The following is an 18436-nucleotide window of genomic DNA, read 5'->3' as shown; positions in this document are numbered from 1 at the left end:
TATACATAATGTGAAAATTTAATCAGTGGGGGTCTTACTGCCCGGCAAATAGCGGGATAAATAACTTTTCTGCATAAGGATTAAAAAACATTCCAAGTTCATCTAGAGACTTCCTCGCCTGTAAAAACGAATGAAACTCTGGATATATATCTTGTAATTGCTCATACGATAATGTATGCATTTTCCCCCAATGCGGACGTCCTTCATACTTCAGAAAAATTTTTTCCACTTCGCCAAAGTAAGCAGCATATTTCATACCTTTATACATATGAACAGCGATATACGCTGAATCTCTTCCATAGGCTGGACTAAGCCATATATCATCACCTTTCACATAGCGGCATTCGATCGGGAAGTGCACCTTATACTTTTTCTTTTCAATAAGATTTGAGATTTCTTCTACAACCGTCCTCATATACTTTGAAGGAATGCTATACTCCATTTCATAAAATGGTACCGTACGTGATGTAGCAAATACTTCATAGCTCGGGCCAATTATTTTTGTGTTTGGTACAGCTTTAGCTGATAATCGACTCACTCCTTTACTTATAGAAGGAAACCATTTACACCCTTTAGATAGTAAAGAGAACATCCTATTTTCAAGTAACTCCACCTTTAATTTATGCCATTTCAAATCACTGCCTGTATTCGTTGTTTCGTTCGTAAGTTTTACTTGTACTTCATCAGAATAAGGAAAAACGAAAAATTCAAAATGACGATGCTTCTTATATTCTTCTAGTTTGTTCATTACAGTGGATAATGACTGTTTTTCACTTTCATAAACGAGTGAATACGCTGGAATAACCTTTAATTTTATCTTTACAATGATACCTAACATTCCAAGTGACAACTGAAACGCTCTCCAATATTCTACGTTCTCAGTTTCCGAACAAACTATACTCTCACCATTAGATAAAACTGCCGTAATCTCTATAACTTGTGTTGATAAACTCCCAAAGGTAATACCCGTTCCATGAGTCCCCGTACTAATCGCTCCTGCAATAGATTGTGAATCAATATCCCCTAAATTTTCTTGCGCATAGCCTTTTTCCTCAAGTAACTTCCCTAAATCATATAACTTTGTTCCTGCCCATACTTCAGCAACCATCTTCTCTGCATCAATATTCACAATACCCTTCAATTCATCTAAAGAAACTAAAACTTCTTCCGTTTGCACAAGGGGGGTAAACGAGTGTCCTGAACCGACAACACGAATTTTCTTTCCCTTTTTTCGCGCAAGCCCCACAACTTCTACTACATCTTGTATACTTTCTGGATACATCGTATAATGCGGCGTTCCTTCTACATTCCCTGTCCAATTTCTCCACTTTTTCCCCTTTATAGAAAGCATTGGCCATCCCCCCGATATGTTGAATACTCCCCAACAATCTCTCCTTTTTTAACACGATACAAAAAAGGAAAGCGCTCACATAATTCACCAGCCTTACTATGACGAAACAAAATGGACTCTCCTATATCCACTCGTTCCTCGCCGTTATAAAAAATTGGCGTTTGTACCTCGCCAGCACCTTCTAAAGCTAATAGTTTTGCACCCTTCGGTCTCCAAACTTCAGGCTCTTTATCTTTTCCAACTGCTCCTGAAGCAATATATCCACCACCTAGGCAAGTGTAAATAAACTGGACTGGTTTACGCACAACTGGTAATGCAAATCCGACCGCTGGATGAAATTTCACCTCTTTATAATAATCAAACAGCTTCGGAGAATAAAAAGCAGAACCTATTGTAATCTCTGAAACTGAATTATCTTTCTCAGTTGTTTTTATGCTTCCTGTTCCGCCTCCATTTACAAACCTTAGCTCAATACCAAGTTTTTGTATTGCTTTTACAATATGTTCTCTTCTTTCTTTCACTTCTAGCACTGATTTCTGCTTTAAATACGAAATCACTTTACTTTTCAGCCATTGATTCGGTATATGGTCTCCCACCCCAGCAATTTGAGCTTCATAACCCATCACACCATCTAACATTAAATATGATGACCTTCTCACCTTTTCTACTACTTTCAACACATCCTGCACATTTTTTACTGGGGATCTTTGTACACCAAAATGAAATTGAAAGAAACGACTACTCATATCAATATCCAAACAAACACGAAAACATCCTTTAGATTTCTCAGCAATTTTTTCTAAATACACAATATGCTCTTCACAATCCACCATACAAGTTATAATGAAACCTTTCTTTGTTAGCAAACTAATTTCACACAAAGCTCTTTCATCATAAGCAGGATATCCGAGCAATAAATCATTAAATCCTTGTTCTATTAAAAATAAAACCTCTCTAGGTGAAAAGCACATAATACCTTGAAATCGATCATTTGCAGCTAAAATCTTTTGCATAATCGGAACAGAACGTAACGATTTACTCGCTATACGAATCTTCTTATTTCCACTTAACTCTATAATCGATTGAATATTTCTATCTAAAGCCACTTCATCCAAAAATGCACACGGTAATGGAACTTCTTTAAAAATTCCTCGATCCACATTTTTCTCTCCTCTTTTCAATATGTCTTATACATATTGGAAAGAAAGTATGATTTTCCTGTTTGCAAATAAAAAAAGTTTCTTCTTTACGAAGAAACTTTTTGAAACTACTTCATAGAAATAGTCGCCTCTACTGGATAATGATCAGAGTAATCATTATACGTATATTTTTGGAACCATGATGTAACAGTCCATTGTGGAGATTTCGGCTGTAACACCTTATTCTCTATATACGATGGGTTCGCATGGTCTTTACTTGCAATAATATAATCTAAATATTCGGCAGGACTATCAGGGAAATTATATTTTGCAATACTGTTTGTCGTTGCATCCCAAGTCGCTGTATGTCCAGTATAAGATGGTACAGAAGCGTTCAATGTTTTAAACATAGATGCATACTCTGAATCATTATTGTTCTCTGCATTTATCTTATTTACGTTCATATCACCACCAATTAACACATACTCATTATTTGGTATATTTTTATTTTTAATAAAATCTTGAATTTCTTTTAATTGGTTCGTACGTACAGATGCTGGTGAAGTTTTTCCGCACATACTATCTTCAGCCTGCAAATGCGTCCCAATCACGTGAACGAAACGATCATTTTTCTTAATTTTCGTGTATACAAATCCTTTATTCGATAAATTATCTGGCCCGCACCCTTTTGCAAATACATATTGAATCTTTTCAGCGATTGGCCATTTGCTCACAATCGCAACGCCACCATCTTCAGGAGTTGAAGATGAATAGTTTCCTAACGTTTTATCCCATTCACTTCCACTACTACGACCTAATACTGCTGTTTGATTTGGATATTCTTTCTTCAAATTCCCTAATAAACGATCTGAAGCGCTATTATCAAACACTTCATTTAATATAACTACATCTTGATTCTTTATATAATCTGCCGCCCCGATTAAATTAGCACGCTCAGTTTGTCCCCAGTTCGGATATAAGTTTGTTGATAGCATATATACATTATGCGTCATCACTTTTAATGTATCATTTTGATTTGTAGACACTTCTGCTTGAGCTGACGTTCCGCTATATAAAGCTCCTAAACCAACACCTAAGCTAAGTACACCTTTTAGCAATTTACCTTTCACGTTTCATACCTCCATGTATTGTATAGTGATAAAAAGGCCAAATACTCTATTCTGAGATTTGACCTTTTTTAAATACTTAACGATTTCCGTACGTATCAAACCAAAGCTGAATATATCCAGCAGTAACACGTTGTGCATCCATTAAACGCTTACCTGTCATTGGTGTAACTTCAGCGCGCCATTTATCTGCATATTCTTGTGATACAGCAGCTCTCACGAACCAATCTTTCGTATTATCATTTACAATGCCAGCGTAATCTTGTTTCGCAACTACTGCCGCTCCATGAATCCAATCTTCTGGATTCGTACCTTTCCAGTTCCAATATCCATTTCCATCCGTTACTTTATAATTATCTTTTATCGTATCTACAAAGTTTTCATATTTAGAATGGAATCCTTGTGGATACGATAGATTCGTAAAGTTTGCCGCATGCATCGGTTGGTTTACATCCCCTAAATAATGAAGAGATAATCCTAAATAGAAGAACGCTTGTTTCATATCTTTATTTTTATAAGACTCACCAGCTAATTTAAAATATGTAACTACTCAGCCACCTTTCGGTGTCTTTTTTAAATTTTACTAGTTTCATATGCCTCCCATTTGTAAATACTGAGTATATCAAACAGGGGAGGTGAATCTTATGGTCGATCGAAAAATTATTTTAGATACATATAAAAAAGGACCTGAAGCTGTTATTTCTTTATTTGAAGAAACATTTTCTAAGTTAGAAAAACGTATACAAGAACTAGAAAATGCTTCAAAAAAAAACTCCAAAAATAGTCATAAGCCACCTTCTACAGATGGTTTGGGTAAGCCCGTTACAAAAAGTTTGCGCAAACCGTCTCATCGTCAAACGGGTGGCCAGTTGGGCCACAAGGGACATACTCTTGGTTTGACAGCGACTCCAGATCATACGATTACACATTCTCCTACATATTGTACTTGTTGTCATACTTCCTTGAACCACGAGCCTGTAAAAGGGTATCGCATTCGCCAAGTGTATGACTTACCACCTATTCAGATCGAAGTGACAGAACATAAAGTAGAACAGAAAGAATGCCCACATTGCCATTCTATCCAAGAAGCCCAATTTCCTTCGACAGTATCTCGTCCTGTTCAATATGGTCCAAATATAAAAAGACTGATTCCCTATTTAACGCATTATCAATGCATTTCTTTGAAGCGAACAAAAGAATTCTTTCAGGATTGTTTTGGACATTCTATAAGCGAAGGAACCCTGGTAAATCATACACAGGCTTTCGCTTCTCAATTGCAGCCATTCATAAAAGAAGTAAAGGAAAAGATTCTGCAGTCTCCTGTTGTCCATTTTGATGAAACTGGTATGCGTGTAGAAAACAAAACACAATGGTTACATACTGCCAGTACACCGGAGGTGACATTGCAACATATTCATCAAAAACGTGGAAAAGAAGCAATGGATGCTGGAGAAATCTTGCCATCTTTTTCTGGAATTGCGATGCATGATGGTTGGAAATCGTATGATGCGTATACAGATTGTCGTCACGTTTTATGTAATGCCCATCTCTTACGAGATTTACAAGGAATTATAGATAGTACTGGAGAACAATGGGCACAACAGATGCAGAAATTTCTAACGCAAGCGTTGACGATGAAAAAGCAATCCGAAGGTACCATGCCAAAAGCGACGCAAAAGAATCTGTTTATTATGTATCAATCCATATTGAAAGAACAACAGATTCTTTCCACGAAACAAAAGAAGAAAGGAAAGCAGACGCCTTCTCAAAATTTATGGAATCGCTTCGTCAAGTATTCTGACAGAATTCTAGCGTTTTTAGAACATCCAGCCATTCCATTTGATAACAATCAAGCAGAACGGGATATTCGGATGACGAAAGTAAAACAGAAAGTGTCTGGGACTTTCCGAAGTAAGAAAGGCGCAGAATCTTTTTGTCAGATACGAAGCTTTATGAGTACCATGAAAAAACAAAAACAATCGGTCTTACAAGCGATAAACCAAGTCATAGAAACTAGAACGGTTCCTTGGAATAACACGACTTCATAAGAGAATTTCTCTATTTGGCATAGATTCTTTCTCTGATTGGAGTATTTTCTTTTCATGTTTTCGAATCGGAAACATGTATTTGGCCTGTTTTTTTATTTGAAGAAGCTGAGTAGTTACTAAAATATTTAGCTCCTGTTTCCTTTGCTTGCTTTGCATACGGAATATAAGTTTTCCCATTGTCAGGGTCATAGAAATGTGAAGCAAATGTGCTATTATCATAATAAGGATTTTCATAGTCAGCAGCATAAATACCGTTCTCTAACTCAGTACGCCATTCATTTAATAGTGCAACTCGATCTTGTTTTACAAGTGTTGTATTACGAGACATAATATCAATTGCACGGTTTACAATCCATAAATGAGAATTCACGCCTTCTTTATGTTTATCTTCAGCAGACCAGCGCGGAATAACTCCAAATCTCTGTGCCCCATCATTTTCATGAGCAAATGCAACACTTTGTAATGGAGCAACTAATGTAATAGCTGCTGCTAAAGCAAGTACTTTCTTTTTCATATAAAATCCTCCATTTTATAATTGAATTATTGTAAACATTTTGTTAGGATCCTATGATGTCGTCCGGTTAACCTATGACTAGAATATCCCACCTTTCACGAAATTTCTATCACTAAATTAAAATATATAAATGTTCATATCATTATAACTTTATACACAGTGAATATAATGAATGAATACACTTTCATTTTAATAAACTATTATTAAGGCTTGTCTAAACTAATGTAAAAAAAGAGTAAAGCATACACATGCTTTACTCTTTTTTTCTATTCGATAATATACTTGGCAATTGTACATTAACTGCCAACTTATGTATAAATCCAAACACTAATCCGATCCCTATAAATATGTATAATATCGTAAATATCTTTCCGAAGTCAGTTTTGGGACTAAATTGTCCATCACCGACAGTAGTCAGCGTCATAACGCTAAAATATAAAGCATCCAGAGGACGTAACCCCTCCACTGTACTATAAAAGATTGTACCAGATATTAATGTCAAAATTGTTAATACGAATAACACTTGAAATTCTTTATCTTTCCATGCTCGCAAACAAGCTTTTAGCATCCGTTTCAATGTCAACATAAATGAAAGCATTAGACTTCCCCTTCCAAACAAAATACCTTTAGTTACAGGAAAGTCTATCACCTTTCAGTATAGAAAAAAAGTAGCCCTCTTCTATTTCTAGAAAAGGGCTACTCTATTCGATTCTATCTTATTTAGGTGAAACAAGAATTTTCACTTGTGTTTTATCTTTTACAAGTGCTTCAAATCCTTCTTCAACAACTTGATCCACTGTAATTTTTTTCGTAATTAATTTCTCTGCTTGAATTTGACCGGAGCTAATCAATTTAATAACAGCTGGGAAGATGTGACGGTATCCTAAAATACCAATAACTTCTTTTTCTTTTAATACTAAGTTATTTGGAGTAATTGTTGCGTCTTTTTCCCATACACTAACAATTACAGTTTGTCCTTCGAAGCTTGTACTTTCAATCGCTTGGCGTAGTACAACTTCAACACCTGTTACTTCAAAGCTAACATTTACACCTAAACCATTTGTTAAGTTACGAATTTCAGCTAACACATCTTGAGTTGCTGGATTTAATACATAATCCGCACCTGCTAATTTCGCTAACTCTTGACGTTCTTTAGAAAGTTCAACTGCAATAACAGGAGTTGCTCCTGCTGCTTTAGCTGCTTGGATAACAAGAAGTCCAATTGGACCGCAACCAAATACCGCTACAGCTTCCCCTTCTTTTAATTTACTTTGACGTACTGCATGAACTGCTACTGCTGCTGGTTCTACAAGCGCACCTTGTTCATACGTCATTTCATCTGGAATGTGATGAACCATATCTTCTGGTACTACTGTATATTCAGAGAAACCGCCGCCTTCTCCGCCAAGACCGTGGAAAACAAGTTGTTCACAAACATTGTAATGTCCATGTTTACAAGCTTCACATTTACCACAAGAATAAATTGGCTCTACAACAACGCGGTCTCCCACTTTATGAGATGTAACTCCTTCACCAATCTCTATTACCTCACCACTAAACTCATGACCTAAAATAACAGGTGCTTTCACATGTGTTAATGGATGTTCTTCTGTTGGAATAAAAATAGGCCCTGCTAAATATTCATGCAAGTCTGTCCCACAAATACCACACCATTTAACTTTGATTTTCACTGTTCCTGGTTTTACTGTTGGTTCTGGTACTTCTTCTACTCGTACATCACGTTGATTATGCCAAAGTAGTGCTTTCATTTTATACATCCCTCTCTATGTATATACTTAACCTGGTGAAGTTTACAATTCTATTATAATACTTCTATCCATATATTTCAAAAAAACAATCACATCCCCACTAATTTTTTACAAATAACGTTCAATATTTTGTCACTTTGTACTTTTTTCCACATCTGTTAATTCAATTTCATTGCAGGTGAAATTAGCATTGTGCCATAATAGCATAGGAGAGGTGAATATCGCTTGAAATATTTTATTTACTTTATCGTTATCGTGGCATTTTTAGATACATTTTCACAATTACCTATTATGAGTACTTTCGCTCAAAGCCTTGGAGGAACTCCTCTTATTATCGGGCTAGTTGTCGGTATGTACTCATTCGCTAATATGATCGGTAATATTATTGCTGGAGCCGCTGTCGATAAATTTGGTGCAAAAAAAATCCTTTATATAAGCATGGGAATTACGAGTTTCATAGTCTTGTTATACACCGTTGTTCAAAGTGGTGAACAACTATTAGTTGTGCGCTTTATGCATGGATTTAGTGATGGCTTTTTAATTCCTGCTGCCTTTACATTTTTATCAAAACAAACAAATGCAAAAAGACAAGGAAAAGCAATGGCTCTATCTGGTGCTGCTGTTGGAACAGCCGCAATCGTAGGACCTGCTTTCAGCGGTATTATGAAAGCAACAGCTGGCGTAGAGTGGGTCTTCATTACTATTTCTATTTTAATGGCTCTTGGTACGATCGTATCTCTATTCTTCTTACCAAATAACGTATCAAGAAAAGATACATCAAGAACGCAAATGATGAACAAAGAAGATATGGTTGAACTTTTAAAATCAGAACCGTTATTACAAGCATATATTGGTGCTTTCACATTAATGTTTTCACAAGGAATTGTCACTTATATGTTACCAGTAAAAGTTGAGGCATTAGCGCTTAAAGCATCTACAACAGGCATGATGTTAAGTGTATTTGGTATAACTGCTATCCTCTTCTTCTTGCTTCCAACAAATCGTATTTATGATCGATTTAATCGTTCGAAACTAATGCTAATCGGAATTGCAGTTATGGCATTCGCATTATCTTTACTTGGATTATTTGCTACAAAAGGTATGCTCTTTATCGTAATGATAATTTATGGAATTGGATTCGCAATCCTCTTTCCGTCTATTAACGCTTTACTTGTTGAAAATACTACAGACGATAATCGCGGAAAGGCATTCGGATTATTTTATGCCTTCTTCTCATTAGGAGTTGTTGCTGGCTCCTTTACAGTCGGCGCAATCGGAGCATCACCTAGCATCAGCTTCATTATCGGGACAGCATTTTTATTAACATTTGCTGGGATGATTTATGTAAGAAGCAAAGTAAAAAAGACAATGATGGGATAATCCATCGTTGTCTTTTTTAAAATGCATATTTATATAATCCATAATACAATGGAAGCGTTGGAATAATGCCAATTAATTTAAATATAAAAGGTAATGGCTCATCTCGCTCTTCATATAAACGAAAAACAAAAACTGCAGTTAAAGTCCAACTGACGCTAAACAAGAAGATACATTTCCAAACAATCGAGGTTAATATTTGTATATCAAATACAAAACCAAAGAGCCCTATCGAATAGAACTCTTTTTGCCCAATATATTACTTTTGTGTATAACCAAATAACAATGTAAATAAATTGAGCCGTAAAGGCAATAATACATCTCTTCTTTTAAACAGAAAGTTTATAAATACTGACGATACTTCGACAATTTCCTCGGAAATATTTCCTTTCCCCACATAATTTGATACAGTACACATGAATAAACACTTGTATTACATAAAGTGAAACTTTAATCAGTGGGGGTTTTGTTCCTCCCCACTGATTATTAGTTGAACCAATCGGGCTTTTACGGGCAGTTGATCTCCCAACTAACTTCTTTATTTCCACTGAATTTTGAGGTGGGGATCTTACTGACCGTTAATGCGGGATAAACTAAAATAATAACTTACTGTACAAATTAAAAAGCACACTCTTCATATGAAGAATGTGCTTTTATGTTATTAACGTTTAATCCAAACAGCGCCTGCCGATTTATCTTCTGCCTGTCCAACAACTTGGAATTTAAGTCCAAGGTTTGGAACTTTTCTTCCTGCGTCTGCAATTTGCTTGTTACTATATACTTTTGAATCATCAAAAGTTGTAACACCTTGTAATCCAGAATAGTTAAACTGACCACGTGTTAATGAATTTACACTCCATGCTGGTGTTTTATCAAATGAAAATGCTGCATCTGCAATTTGCATGCCTGTATTACCGTATGCTGGTTTTCCGTTTAAATTACCAACTAGCGCTTCTGGATGAGAATCTACAACACCAAGGAATCCTTCACCTGGATGCACCCCAACCCAGTTATCTTTGAAACTATCATCTGCATACCAAACGACAAGACCTGTATTATACACTGGACCTTTTCCTGCTTTTAAACCATTATCTGATCCCGCATAATTTCTCCACTCTAAGTAGTAATAATGAGCTTTCTTCTCTGTCCCATCAGAAACAACAAAACCATTTAAATTCATTTTAGACTGTCCTTCTGCATCATCAGAAAATACAACTTGTCCATCAACAGTTACATTTACATTGTCCATCGCAAAACCTTTATATGTTACAGCCGGATCTGTAATATAGTCGAATTGTAGTTTCACTTTTTTGCCTTTAAATTGACTTAAATCATATGATTTATCAATCCATTTCCCATCTGTTGTATCTTTATCTCCTTGGACTACTTTTTCCCCAAGTCTATCAATTAATGTTTTCGTTCCATCTTCTGTTACTACATGTACTTCGACGAAATCGCACTCTGCTTCTAACTCATAATTTGCTTTATAATCGAATTTTGCATTTGTTCCCTTTGTTAAATCAAAGAATGGTGTCTCTAACGTTGTATGCATATCATCGCCTCTTGTACTATAATATGCATGCTTTCCAAACTCCGGTTTAATAGTTTCAACACTTTTACCTGGTAAGTTAACACGTACAACGCCTGGACGATTTGATTTCGTAACACTTTGATCAATATAGGTAGGAACTCCCACACCACTCTTAATTTTATCGTAATCTACTTCTAATATTTTTGCCCAGTTGCCACCCATATTCTTTTGTAAGAAGTCTTTATTTTGTGGTGAAAAACTAGTCGGCTCTGTTCCTGCGATTTTCCCTGTCCAACTACCTCCACTCATTAATGACCAAGCTTCGACTGGTGAACCATTTCCAGTATATTTCGTGTCATATTCATCTGGTAATCCAAGATCATGTCCAAATTCATGTGCAAACACACCTACAGCTCCATCTTCTGGTTCAATTGTGTAATCATGTGCTGCTACTTTACCACCAAAGTAATCTACCTTTGATTTCGTACCTTCAATCGCTACTGGATCTACTGCTAATTTTGAACGATGTGACCAGATCGCATCATCACCTAATTTACCGCCACCAGCTTCTTGACCAACACCAGCATGGATTACCATTAAATGATCAATTACACCGTCAGGTTCATTTTGATTCCCGTCCCCGTTTGTATCATATCTATCAAATTGATCAAACTGAGATAAATCTAGTCCTTTCTCAGCAGCTGCATGCAAAGCTTCTTTCACTAAATCACGTGCACCCTTTGGACCTTTATTATCGTGACCGCTGCTACCATCAGCTCCATAATCAGATGCTTTTCCTGGAACAGTTAGCCACTCCGTTACATATCCATCTGTCGTATAACTACCACCAGACTGCTCTTCATAGTATTGTTTAAACGTTTTTACTTTTGAACCATCAAATAAAGTATACGGCTCATTACCGAACAACATCTTTTGATAATGTTCTCTACTAAAGTCTTTCGAATACATATAACCTGGTGTTTGATCAATATTATTATGTTTATAATCACTAAATTCAACGAGTAACACTAATACTTTATCCGATCGAACAGATCCCTTATATGGAGCTTGCTTTGCTTTTGAAGTTGGAACTTGCCCATTCAATTGCTTTTTATTTGGTTCTGGCTTTTGCTCAAGGCTAACATTTTTTTCAGCCTTTTTTACATTTTCCTTTTCTTCCATCTTTTTCTCTTTTACTTTTTTTGTGAAATCAGATGTTTCTTGTGAGTGAGCATCTGGAAGAATTTCTTTATTCGCCTGATCTCCTTGTTTCTTTTCAATATATTGCTCAACAGCTTTTTTCGTCTCTTCTTTAGAAGATGCTGGATTAATTGTTCCTCTTTCTTTCAGAGCTTCCGCTAAACGATCTTCTTGAATTAAATTGTAATCAATTGGTGTTGTAGATACACTATCTTTCTCTTTTGCTACCGTTTCTGCATATGCTAACGGAGCACTCATTACAGATGTACATCCGATAATTGCCGCAATTGCTAATGATGACAACACTTTAAATGGTGCTTTTCTTCTCATTCCATTTCTCCCCTTTATAAAACTTAAAATTCAGATAAATCGGTGCATTTTTGTCCAAATCTCTGTTTACTACCCTCCCTATATAAAAAGACATAATTCTATAAACATTAAGCTTTTTGTTATAGAATCATGCCCTCCAGTTTTCTGGTCAGACCCTCTATCTTTTTATCCCTTGGTTCAATTAATAATCAGTGGGGGGATGAACAAAGCCCCCACTGATTAAAGTTTCACTTTATGTCGAAATATTAAAAATAAGGAGTTATGTGATATATATTAAATATCTTATATAACAAATTTAAAAGACAATATGCAAAATTGCATGAAAATTCTGTAACTACTCAGCTTCTTCAAATAAAAAAACAGGCCAAATACATGTTTCCGATTCGAAAACATGAAAAGAAAATACTCCAATCAGAGAAAGAATCTATGCCAAATAGAGAAATTCTCTTATGAAGTCGTGTTATTCCAAGGAACCGTTCTAGTTTCTATGACTTGGTTTATCGCTTGTAAGACCGATTGTTTTTGTTTTTTCATGGTACTCATAAAGCTTCGTATCTGACAAAAAGATTCTGCGCCTTTCTTACTTCGGAAAGTCCCAGACACTTTCTGTTTTACTTTCGTCATCCGAATATCCCGTTCTGCTTGATTGTTATCAAATGGAATGGCTGGATGTTCTAAAAACGCTAGAATTCTGTCAGAATACTTGACGAAGCGATTCCATAAATTTTGAGAAGGCGTCTGCTTTCCTTTCTTCTTTTGTTTCGTGGAAAGAATCTGTTGTTCTTTCAATATGGATTGATACATAATAAACAGATTCTTTTGCGTCGCTTTTGGCATGGTACCTTCGGATTGCTTTTTCATCGTCAACGCTTGCGTTAGAAATTTCTGCATCTGTTGTGCCCATTGTTCTCCAGTACTATCTATAATTCCTTGTAAATCTCGTAAGAGATGGGCATTACATAAAACGTGACGACAATCTGTATACGCATCATACGATTTCCAACCATCATGCATCGCAATTCCAGAAAAAGATGGCAAGATTTCTCCAGCATCCATTGCTTCTTTTCCACGTTTTTGATGAATATGTTGCAATGTCACCTCCGGTGTACTGGCAGTATGTAACCATTGTGTTTTGTTTTCTACACGCATACCAGTTTCATCAAAATGGACAACAGGAGACTGCAGAATCTTTTCCTTTACTTCTTTTATGAATGGCTGCAATTGAGAAGCGAAAGCCTGTGTATGATTTACCAGGGTTCCTTCGCTTATAGAATGTCCAAAACAATCCTGAAAGAATTCTTTTGTTCGCTTCAAAGAAATGCATTGATAATGCGTTAAATAGGGAATCAGTCTTTTTATATTTGGACCATATTGAACAGGACGAGATACTGTCGAAGGAAATTGGGCTTCTTGGATAGAATGGCAATGTGGGCATTCTTTCTGTTCTACTTTATGTTCTGTCACTTCGATCTGAATAGGTGGTAAGTCATACACTTGGCGAATGCGATACCCTTTTACAGGCTCGTGGTTCAAGGAAGTATGACAACAAGTACAATATGTAGGAGAATGTGTAATCGTATGATCTGGAGTCGCTGTCAAACCAAGAGTATGTCCCTTGTGGCCCAACTGGCCACCCGTTTGACGATGAGACGGTTTGCGCAAACTTTTTGTAACGGGCTTACCCAAACCATCTGTAGAAGGTGGCTTATGACTATTTTTGGAGTTTTTTTTTGAAGCATTTTCTAGTTCTTGTATACGTTTTTCTAACTTAGAAAATGTTTCTTCAAATAAAGAAATAACAGCTTCAGGTCCTTTTTTATATGTATCTAAAATAATTTTTCGATCGACCATAAGATTCACCTCCCCTGTTTGATATACTCAGTATTTACAAATGGGAGGCATATGAAACTAGTAAAATTTAAAAAAGACACCGAAAGGTGGCTGAGTAGTTACAAAATTCTTTTAAATAAAAAAAGAATCCTAGTCAATTAAACTAGGATTCTTGCTTTTCTATTATTTCTCTTGTGTTTTTTCCCAATCAGCTAAGAATTTCTCAATTCCTTGATCTGTTAATGGGTGCTTCACTAATGAAGCAATTACGTTTGCTGGGATTGTTGCAATATGTGCACCGTTTAATGCTGCGTCAGTTACGTGAACGCTGTGACGTACAGATGCTGCGATGATTTCTGTTTCGATACCATGAATTGCAAAGATTTCTGCGATTTGACGAATTAAATCCATACCGTTATGACCGATATCATCTAAACGACCTAAGAATGGTGAAACGTACGTTGCACCAGCACGAGCAGCAAGTAATGCTTGAACTGCTGAGAATACTAATGTAACGTTTGTACGAATTCCTAAATCAGAGAACGCTTTTACTGCTTTTAAACCTTCTGTTGTCATTGGAACTTTTACAACAACGTTTGGAGCAATCTTCGCTAATTCTTTTCCTTCTTCAATCATTTTATCAGCTTCTAAGCTAATTACTTCTGCACTTACAGGTCCTTCTACAACGTTGCAAATTTCACGAATGCGCTCGTGGAAATCTACGCCTTCTTTTGCTACAAGTGATGGATTTGTCGTTACTCCAGCTAATACGCCTAATTCATTTGCCTCTTTAATTTCGTTAATGTTTGCTGTATCAATAAAGAATTTCATTTGTTGTTCTTCCTTCCTAATTTTCATTTTATATTTATTTATTTTTCTTAATAAGCTCTAATTCAATCGGAATAGATTTGTCCACTTTTTTACCTTGTGTTATCTCTTTTGCTGTTTGCATCGCCTTCTCTCCGATTAATTCTGGTTTTTGAGCGACTGTTGCAGCCATACGCCCATCGTTAACCGCTTTCACAGCATCTTCTGTTGCATCAAATCCAACAACTACTACATCTGTTTTTCCAGCAGACTTCAATGCTTCAAGTGCACCTAATGCCATCTCGTCGTTATGAGCAAACACGGCTTTAATATCGCTATTTGCTTGCAAAATGTTTTCCATAACAGATAATCCTTTCGCTCTATCAAAATCAGCCGCTTGTTTGGCAACTACTTTTAAAGACTTATCGGCTACGTTATGGAATCCTTTCCCACGTTCACGAGCAGCAGACGATCCAGGGATTCCTTCTAACTCAGCAACGTTTGCTCCTTCGCCGACTAATTCACGAATGTAATCACTAGCCATTTGACCACCTTCGATATTATTAGATGCAATGTGAGAAACAACCTTACCTGAATTCGCAACGCGGTCTACTGTAATAACAGGAACATTTGCTGCGTTTGCTGCACTTACTGCTGAAGCAACAGCATCTGAATCGGTCGGATTAATAACAACTACATCGACACCCTTTTGAATTAAATCTTCAACATCGTTCGTTTGCTTTGCTGCATCATTTTGCGCATCAACAGCAATCAATTCGATGCCACTATCTTTCGCTTTCTTTTCTGCCCCCTTTTTCAAAGTTACAAAGAAGGGATTATTTAAAGTTGAAACAGAGAATCCAACTTTAATAGTTTTATTTCGACCTTTATCGCTAGAATCCTTTGCCCATTCTGGCGGTTCCATTGAACAACCAGCAGTAATGACCATAATACATGCAACGAGTATAAGTAACCATTTCTTCATGAACTGTCCCTCCATTACGCTTCTTTTCTACGATCAATTAATACAGCTAATAAGATTACAAGTCCTTTTACAACTTGTTGGAAGAAAGAAGATACACCTAATAAATTTAAACCGTTATTTAGTACACCGATAATAAGTACACCGATGAATGTACCAACAATCCATCCTCTTCCCCCAGAAAGACTTGTTCCACCTAATACAACTGCTGCAATTGCATCTAATTCATAAGAAGTACCTGCAGTCGGCTGTGCAGAATCTAATCGTGATGTTAAGACAATACCTGCAAGCGCCGCCAAAATTCCGGAAAGACCGTAAATCATTACTTTAATTCTCGTAACATTAATACCTGATAGTGCTGCTGCTTCTTCATTTCCACCAATTGCAAATGTACGGCGACCAAATGTCGTTTTCTTCAAAATGAAGTACAGTACTGCGAAAGCGATCATCATTGTAACAGCTGGTACCGGAATACCAAGAAAATAACCGCGGCCAAACATTTGGAACATTAAATGATCACCAAGACCAGTGATCGGACGTCCGTCCATATAAACAAGCGTCAACCCACGAAAAATAGTCATTGTTGCTAAAGTTGCAATAAATGGAGCTACTTTTCCTTTCGCAATGATGATACCGTTTACAATTCCCATTACAAGACCTGCTAATAGTCCAACTACCATTGCAAGGAACGGATCCATGCCACTTGCCATCATTCTAGCAACAAGTGCACTTGATAATGCTAAGATAGAACCTACCGATAAGTCAATACCCCCTGTTAAAATTACGAAGGTCATTCCAAATGCAATAAGCGCATTAATCGATACTTGACGCAGTATATTAAATAAATTTGGAATTTCAATGAACGCTGGATTTAAAGCTGTAATTACGACGATAATTAATACTAAACCGATTAAAGAACCGAGTTGTTGTAATACATTCCCCTTCTTAGCCATCCTTACTCTCCCCCTGTAGCTAGTGCCATAATAGACTCTTGTGATGCCTCATCTTTCCCTAAAATTCCGCCGACTTTTCCTTCATGAATAACAAGAACTCGATCACTCATCCCTAAAACTTCCGGAAGCTCAGATGATACCATAATAACGGCATCGCCTTGCTCTGTAAGCTTATTCATAATAGAGTAAATTTCTTTTTTCGCTCCAACATCGACACCTCTTGTTGGCTCATCTAAAATGAGTAATTGCGGATGAATGCCTAGCCATTTTGCGATTACAATCTTTTGCTGATTTCCACCAGAAAGAGATTTCACTGCCTGCTCTCCGCTAGATGCTTTCACATTAAGAAGCTTCATCATATCCTCTGTAAACTGTTGTTCTAGCTCATTGCTTAGAACACTTCCCTTTGAAAGATTTTCTAAATTCGGTAAAGCTAAATTTTCTCGAATTGAAAAATCTAACACTAATCCTTCAGACTTTCTATCTTCTGTAATGAAAGCAATTCTTTGTCTAATTGCATCTATTGGACTATCAATCTTTACTTCTTGTCCATTTATAAAAATTTGTCCAGAGTCTAAAGGTTCATAACCAAATATCGCTTTCATAATATCAGTGCGACCAGCCCCCATCAAACCAGCTACACCAAGGATTTCACCTTTCCTCACTTGAAACGAAATATTTTCAAATTTCCCTTTCTTCGTTCCATTACGCATTTCAAAAATGACATCACCAATTTGACTATTTCGCTCTGGGTAACGTTCACCAATGCTGCGCCCCACCATCATACTCACTACTTCATCAAATGATGTTTCTGGAATTAATCTCTTTCCCACGTATTCTCCATCACGCAAAATCGTAATAGCATCACATATTGAGAAAATCTCTTCCATACGATGCGAAATGTACACGAATGAAACACCTTTTTTACGTAACTTATTGATTACTGTAAAGAGCGTTTCGATTTCACGATCCGTCAGTGCCGCAGTAGGTTCATCCATAATAATAACGCTCGCGTTTGTCATTAATGCTTTCGCAATTTCGATAATTTGCTGTTGTCCAACCGATAATTCCTCTGCTAACATAGCGCCTCTTACATGCAGCCCTAGCTCTGCTAGTTGCTGCTGCGCAATCGCGTTCATTTGTCGAGTGCGTAAAATACCTGTTTTTATTTCGCATACAGATTTCCATCGGAGAAATCCCCAAAATACCTACATATCAACATTTATCTTGTGTTTATATTTGATTGACACCGATAAAGACCGCTACTAGACGAGAAATTTGTGGGCAAATTGTGGGGTGAAAATCCCTATAATTCTAATTTGATAAAATTCACAAAACAAAAGAGCACAGCGTGTATATAAAGTGTTGGAAGCACTGTATATACCGTCCACCTGAAATGCCCAGGTAAACACTTGCCATACTCTCTTGAATTATTGTACATCATGTAGGGTTTCTTTAGCAACGTTTACCAAATTATT

12 protein-coding genes and 4 pseudogenes are annotated in these 18436 nt (G+C 36.6%); 2 read left to right on the top strand and 14 right to left on the bottom strand.

Annotated elements, in window-relative coordinates; translation table 11 throughout:
- Nucleotides 1–34: 34 nt before the first annotated feature.
- The 4 genes and pseudogenes from MHH55_RS25045 to cerA all read right to left on the bottom strand — a co-directional run.
- Nucleotides 35–1351 (bottom strand): D-arabinono-1,4-lactone oxidase, encoded by a 1317-nt coding sequence (locus MHH55_RS25045; protein ID WP_000948912.1) that lies wholly within the window; start codon nucleotides 1349–1351, stop codon nucleotides 35–37.
- Nucleotides 1339–2511 (bottom strand): amino acid deaminase/aldolase, encoded by a 1173-nt coding sequence (locus tag MHH55_RS25040; protein WP_074555142.1) that lies wholly within the window; start codon nucleotides 2509–2511, stop codon nucleotides 1339–1341. The genes MHH55_RS25045 and MHH55_RS25040 overlap by 13 nt, the downstream gene beginning before the upstream one ends.
- Before the next feature lie 107 nt (nucleotides 2512–2618).
- Entirely contained in the window at nucleotides 2619–3620 is a 1002-nt protein-coding gene (gene sph / locus MHH55_RS25035; RefSeq protein WP_078187103.1) for a sphingomyelinase C, read from the bottom strand.
- A 76-nt stretch (nucleotides 3621–3696) separates the two neighbouring features.
- Nucleotides 3697–4158, bottom strand: a pseudogene (gene cerA / locus MHH55_RS25030) (phospholipase CerA); the annotation flags it as partial.
- Between the two features lie 103 nt (nucleotides 4159–4261).
- Between cerA and tnpC (MHH55_RS25025) the strand changes: the two are divergent.
- Nucleotides 4262–5665, top strand: coding sequence for an IS66 family transposase (tnpC, locus tag MHH55_RS25025; protein WP_100910632.1), 1404 nt, complete (start codon nucleotides 4262–4264; stop codon nucleotides 5663–5665).
- A gap of 88 nt (nucleotides 5666–5753) precedes the next feature.
- Here the strand turns inward: tnpC (MHH55_RS25025) and MHH55_RS25020 are convergent.
- From MHH55_RS25020 to bdhA, 3 genes and pseudogenes are all read right to left on the bottom strand, one after another.
- A pseudogene (locus MHH55_RS25020) lies at nucleotides 5754–6179 on the bottom strand (phospholipase); the annotation flags it as partial.
- 253 nt (nucleotides 6180–6432) lie between these two features.
- On the bottom strand, nucleotides 6433–6777 hold the full coding sequence (locus MHH55_RS25015; RefSeq protein ID WP_000948241.1) for a potassium channel family protein: 345 nt from the start codon (nucleotides 6775–6777) through the stop codon (nucleotides 6433–6435).
- Nucleotides 6778–6895: 118 nt separating this feature from the next.
- Nucleotides 6896–7948: a (R,R)-butanediol dehydrogenase gene (bdhA, locus tag MHH55_RS25010; RefSeq protein ID WP_000645827.1), complete on the bottom strand. Its 1053-nt coding sequence runs from the start codon at nucleotides 7946–7948 to the stop codon at nucleotides 6896–6898.
- 225 nt (nucleotides 7949–8173) lie between these two features.
- Between bdhA and MHH55_RS25005 the strand changes: the two genes are divergently transcribed.
- The gene (locus MHH55_RS25005; RefSeq protein WP_000873270.1) at nucleotides 8174–9328 is read left to right on the top strand and encodes an MFS transporter; all 1155 of its coding nucleotides are present in this window, start codon (nucleotides 8174–8176) and stop codon (nucleotides 9326–9328) included.
- Nucleotides 9329–9344: 16 nt separating this feature from the next.
- Here MHH55_RS25005 and MHH55_RS25000 read toward each other — a convergent pair.
- The 7 genes and pseudogenes from MHH55_RS25000 to rbsA all read right to left on the bottom strand — a co-directional run.
- Nucleotides 9345–9557, bottom strand: a pseudogene (locus tag MHH55_RS25000) (hypothetical protein); the annotation flags it as partial.
- A 429-nt stretch (nucleotides 9558–9986) separates the two neighbouring features.
- The gene (inhA2, locus tag MHH55_RS24995; RefSeq protein WP_001252987.1) at nucleotides 9987–12386 is read right to left on the bottom strand and encodes a M6 family metalloprotease immune inhibitor InhA2; all 2400 of its coding nucleotides are present in this window, start codon (nucleotides 12384–12386) and stop codon (nucleotides 9987–9989) included.
- 447 nt (nucleotides 12387–12833) lie between these two features.
- Nucleotides 12834–14237, bottom strand: coding sequence for an IS66 family transposase (gene tnpC, locus MHH55_RS24990; protein WP_100910632.1), 1404 nt, complete (start codon nucleotides 14235–14237; stop codon nucleotides 12834–12836).
- 162 nt (nucleotides 14238–14399) lie between these two features.
- Nucleotides 14400–15047 carry a fructose-6-phosphate aldolase gene (gene fsa, locus MHH55_RS24985; RefSeq protein ID WP_000667670.1) on the bottom strand — a complete coding sequence of 216 codons (648 nt, stop codon included), beginning with the start codon at nucleotides 15045–15047 and terminating at the stop codon, nucleotides 14400–14402.
- Nucleotides 15048–15081: 34 nt separating this feature from the next.
- The gene (rbsB, locus tag MHH55_RS24980) at nucleotides 15082–16008 is read right to left on the bottom strand and encodes a ribose ABC transporter substrate-binding protein RbsB (protein ID WP_000758976.1); all 927 of its coding nucleotides are present in this window, start codon (nucleotides 16006–16008) and stop codon (nucleotides 15082–15084) included.
- A 14-nt stretch (nucleotides 16009–16022) separates the two neighbouring features.
- Nucleotides 16023–16958: an ABC transporter permease subunit gene (locus MHH55_RS24975; protein WP_078187351.1), complete on the bottom strand. Its 936-nt coding sequence runs from the start codon at nucleotides 16956–16958 to the stop codon at nucleotides 16023–16025.
- A 2-nt stretch (nucleotides 16959–16960) separates the two neighbouring features.
- Nucleotides 16961–18124: pseudogene (gene rbsA, locus MHH55_RS24970) on the bottom strand (ribose ABC transporter ATP-binding protein RbsA); the annotation flags it as partial.
- Nucleotides 18125–18436: the final 312 nt, after the last annotated feature.

It is taken from the genome of Bacillus sp. FSL K6-2944, assembly GCF_038005385.1.
Lineage (GTDB): Bacteria > Bacillota > Bacilli > Bacillales > Bacillaceae_G > Bacillus_A > Bacillus_A cereus.
Note: the sequence above shows the minus strand (reverse complement) of the source record. Positions and strands in the feature narration are given on the sequence as shown.

Excerpts from the sequence above, each read along its gene's own strand:
- MHH55_RS25015 (WP_000948241.1), bottom strand. The coding sequence starts at position 6,777 with ATGCTTTCATTTATGTTGACATTGAAACGGATGCTAAAAGCTTGTTTG.
- tnpC (WP_100910632.1), bottom strand. The coding sequence starts at position 14,237 with ATGGTCGATCGAAAAATTATTTTAGATACATATAAAAAAGGACCTGAA.
- tnpC (WP_100910632.1), top strand. The coding sequence starts at position 4,262 with ATGGTCGATCGAAAAATTATTTTAGATACATATAAAAAAGGACCTGAA.
- MHH55_RS24975 (WP_078187351.1), bottom strand. The coding sequence starts at position 16,958 with ATGGCTAAGAAGGGGAATGTATTACAACAACTCGGTTCTTTAATCGGT.
- inhA2 (WP_001252987.1), bottom strand. The coding sequence starts at position 12,386 with ATGAGAAGAAAAGCACCATTTAAAGTGTTGTCATCATTAGCAATTGCG.
- MHH55_RS25045 (WP_000948912.1), bottom strand. The coding sequence starts at position 1,351 with ATGCTTTCTATAAAGGGGAAAAAGTGGAGAAATTGGACAGGGAATGTA.
- rbsB (WP_000758976.1), bottom strand. The coding sequence starts at position 16,008 with ATGAAGAAATGGTTACTTATACTCGTTGCATGTATTATGGTCATTACT.
- fsa (WP_000667670.1), bottom strand. The coding sequence starts at position 15,047 with ATGAAATTCTTTATTGATACAGCAAACATTAACGAAATTAAAGAGGCA.
- bdhA (WP_000645827.1), bottom strand. The coding sequence starts at position 7,948 with ATGAAAGCACTACTTTGGCATAATCAACGTGATGTACGAGTAGAAGAA.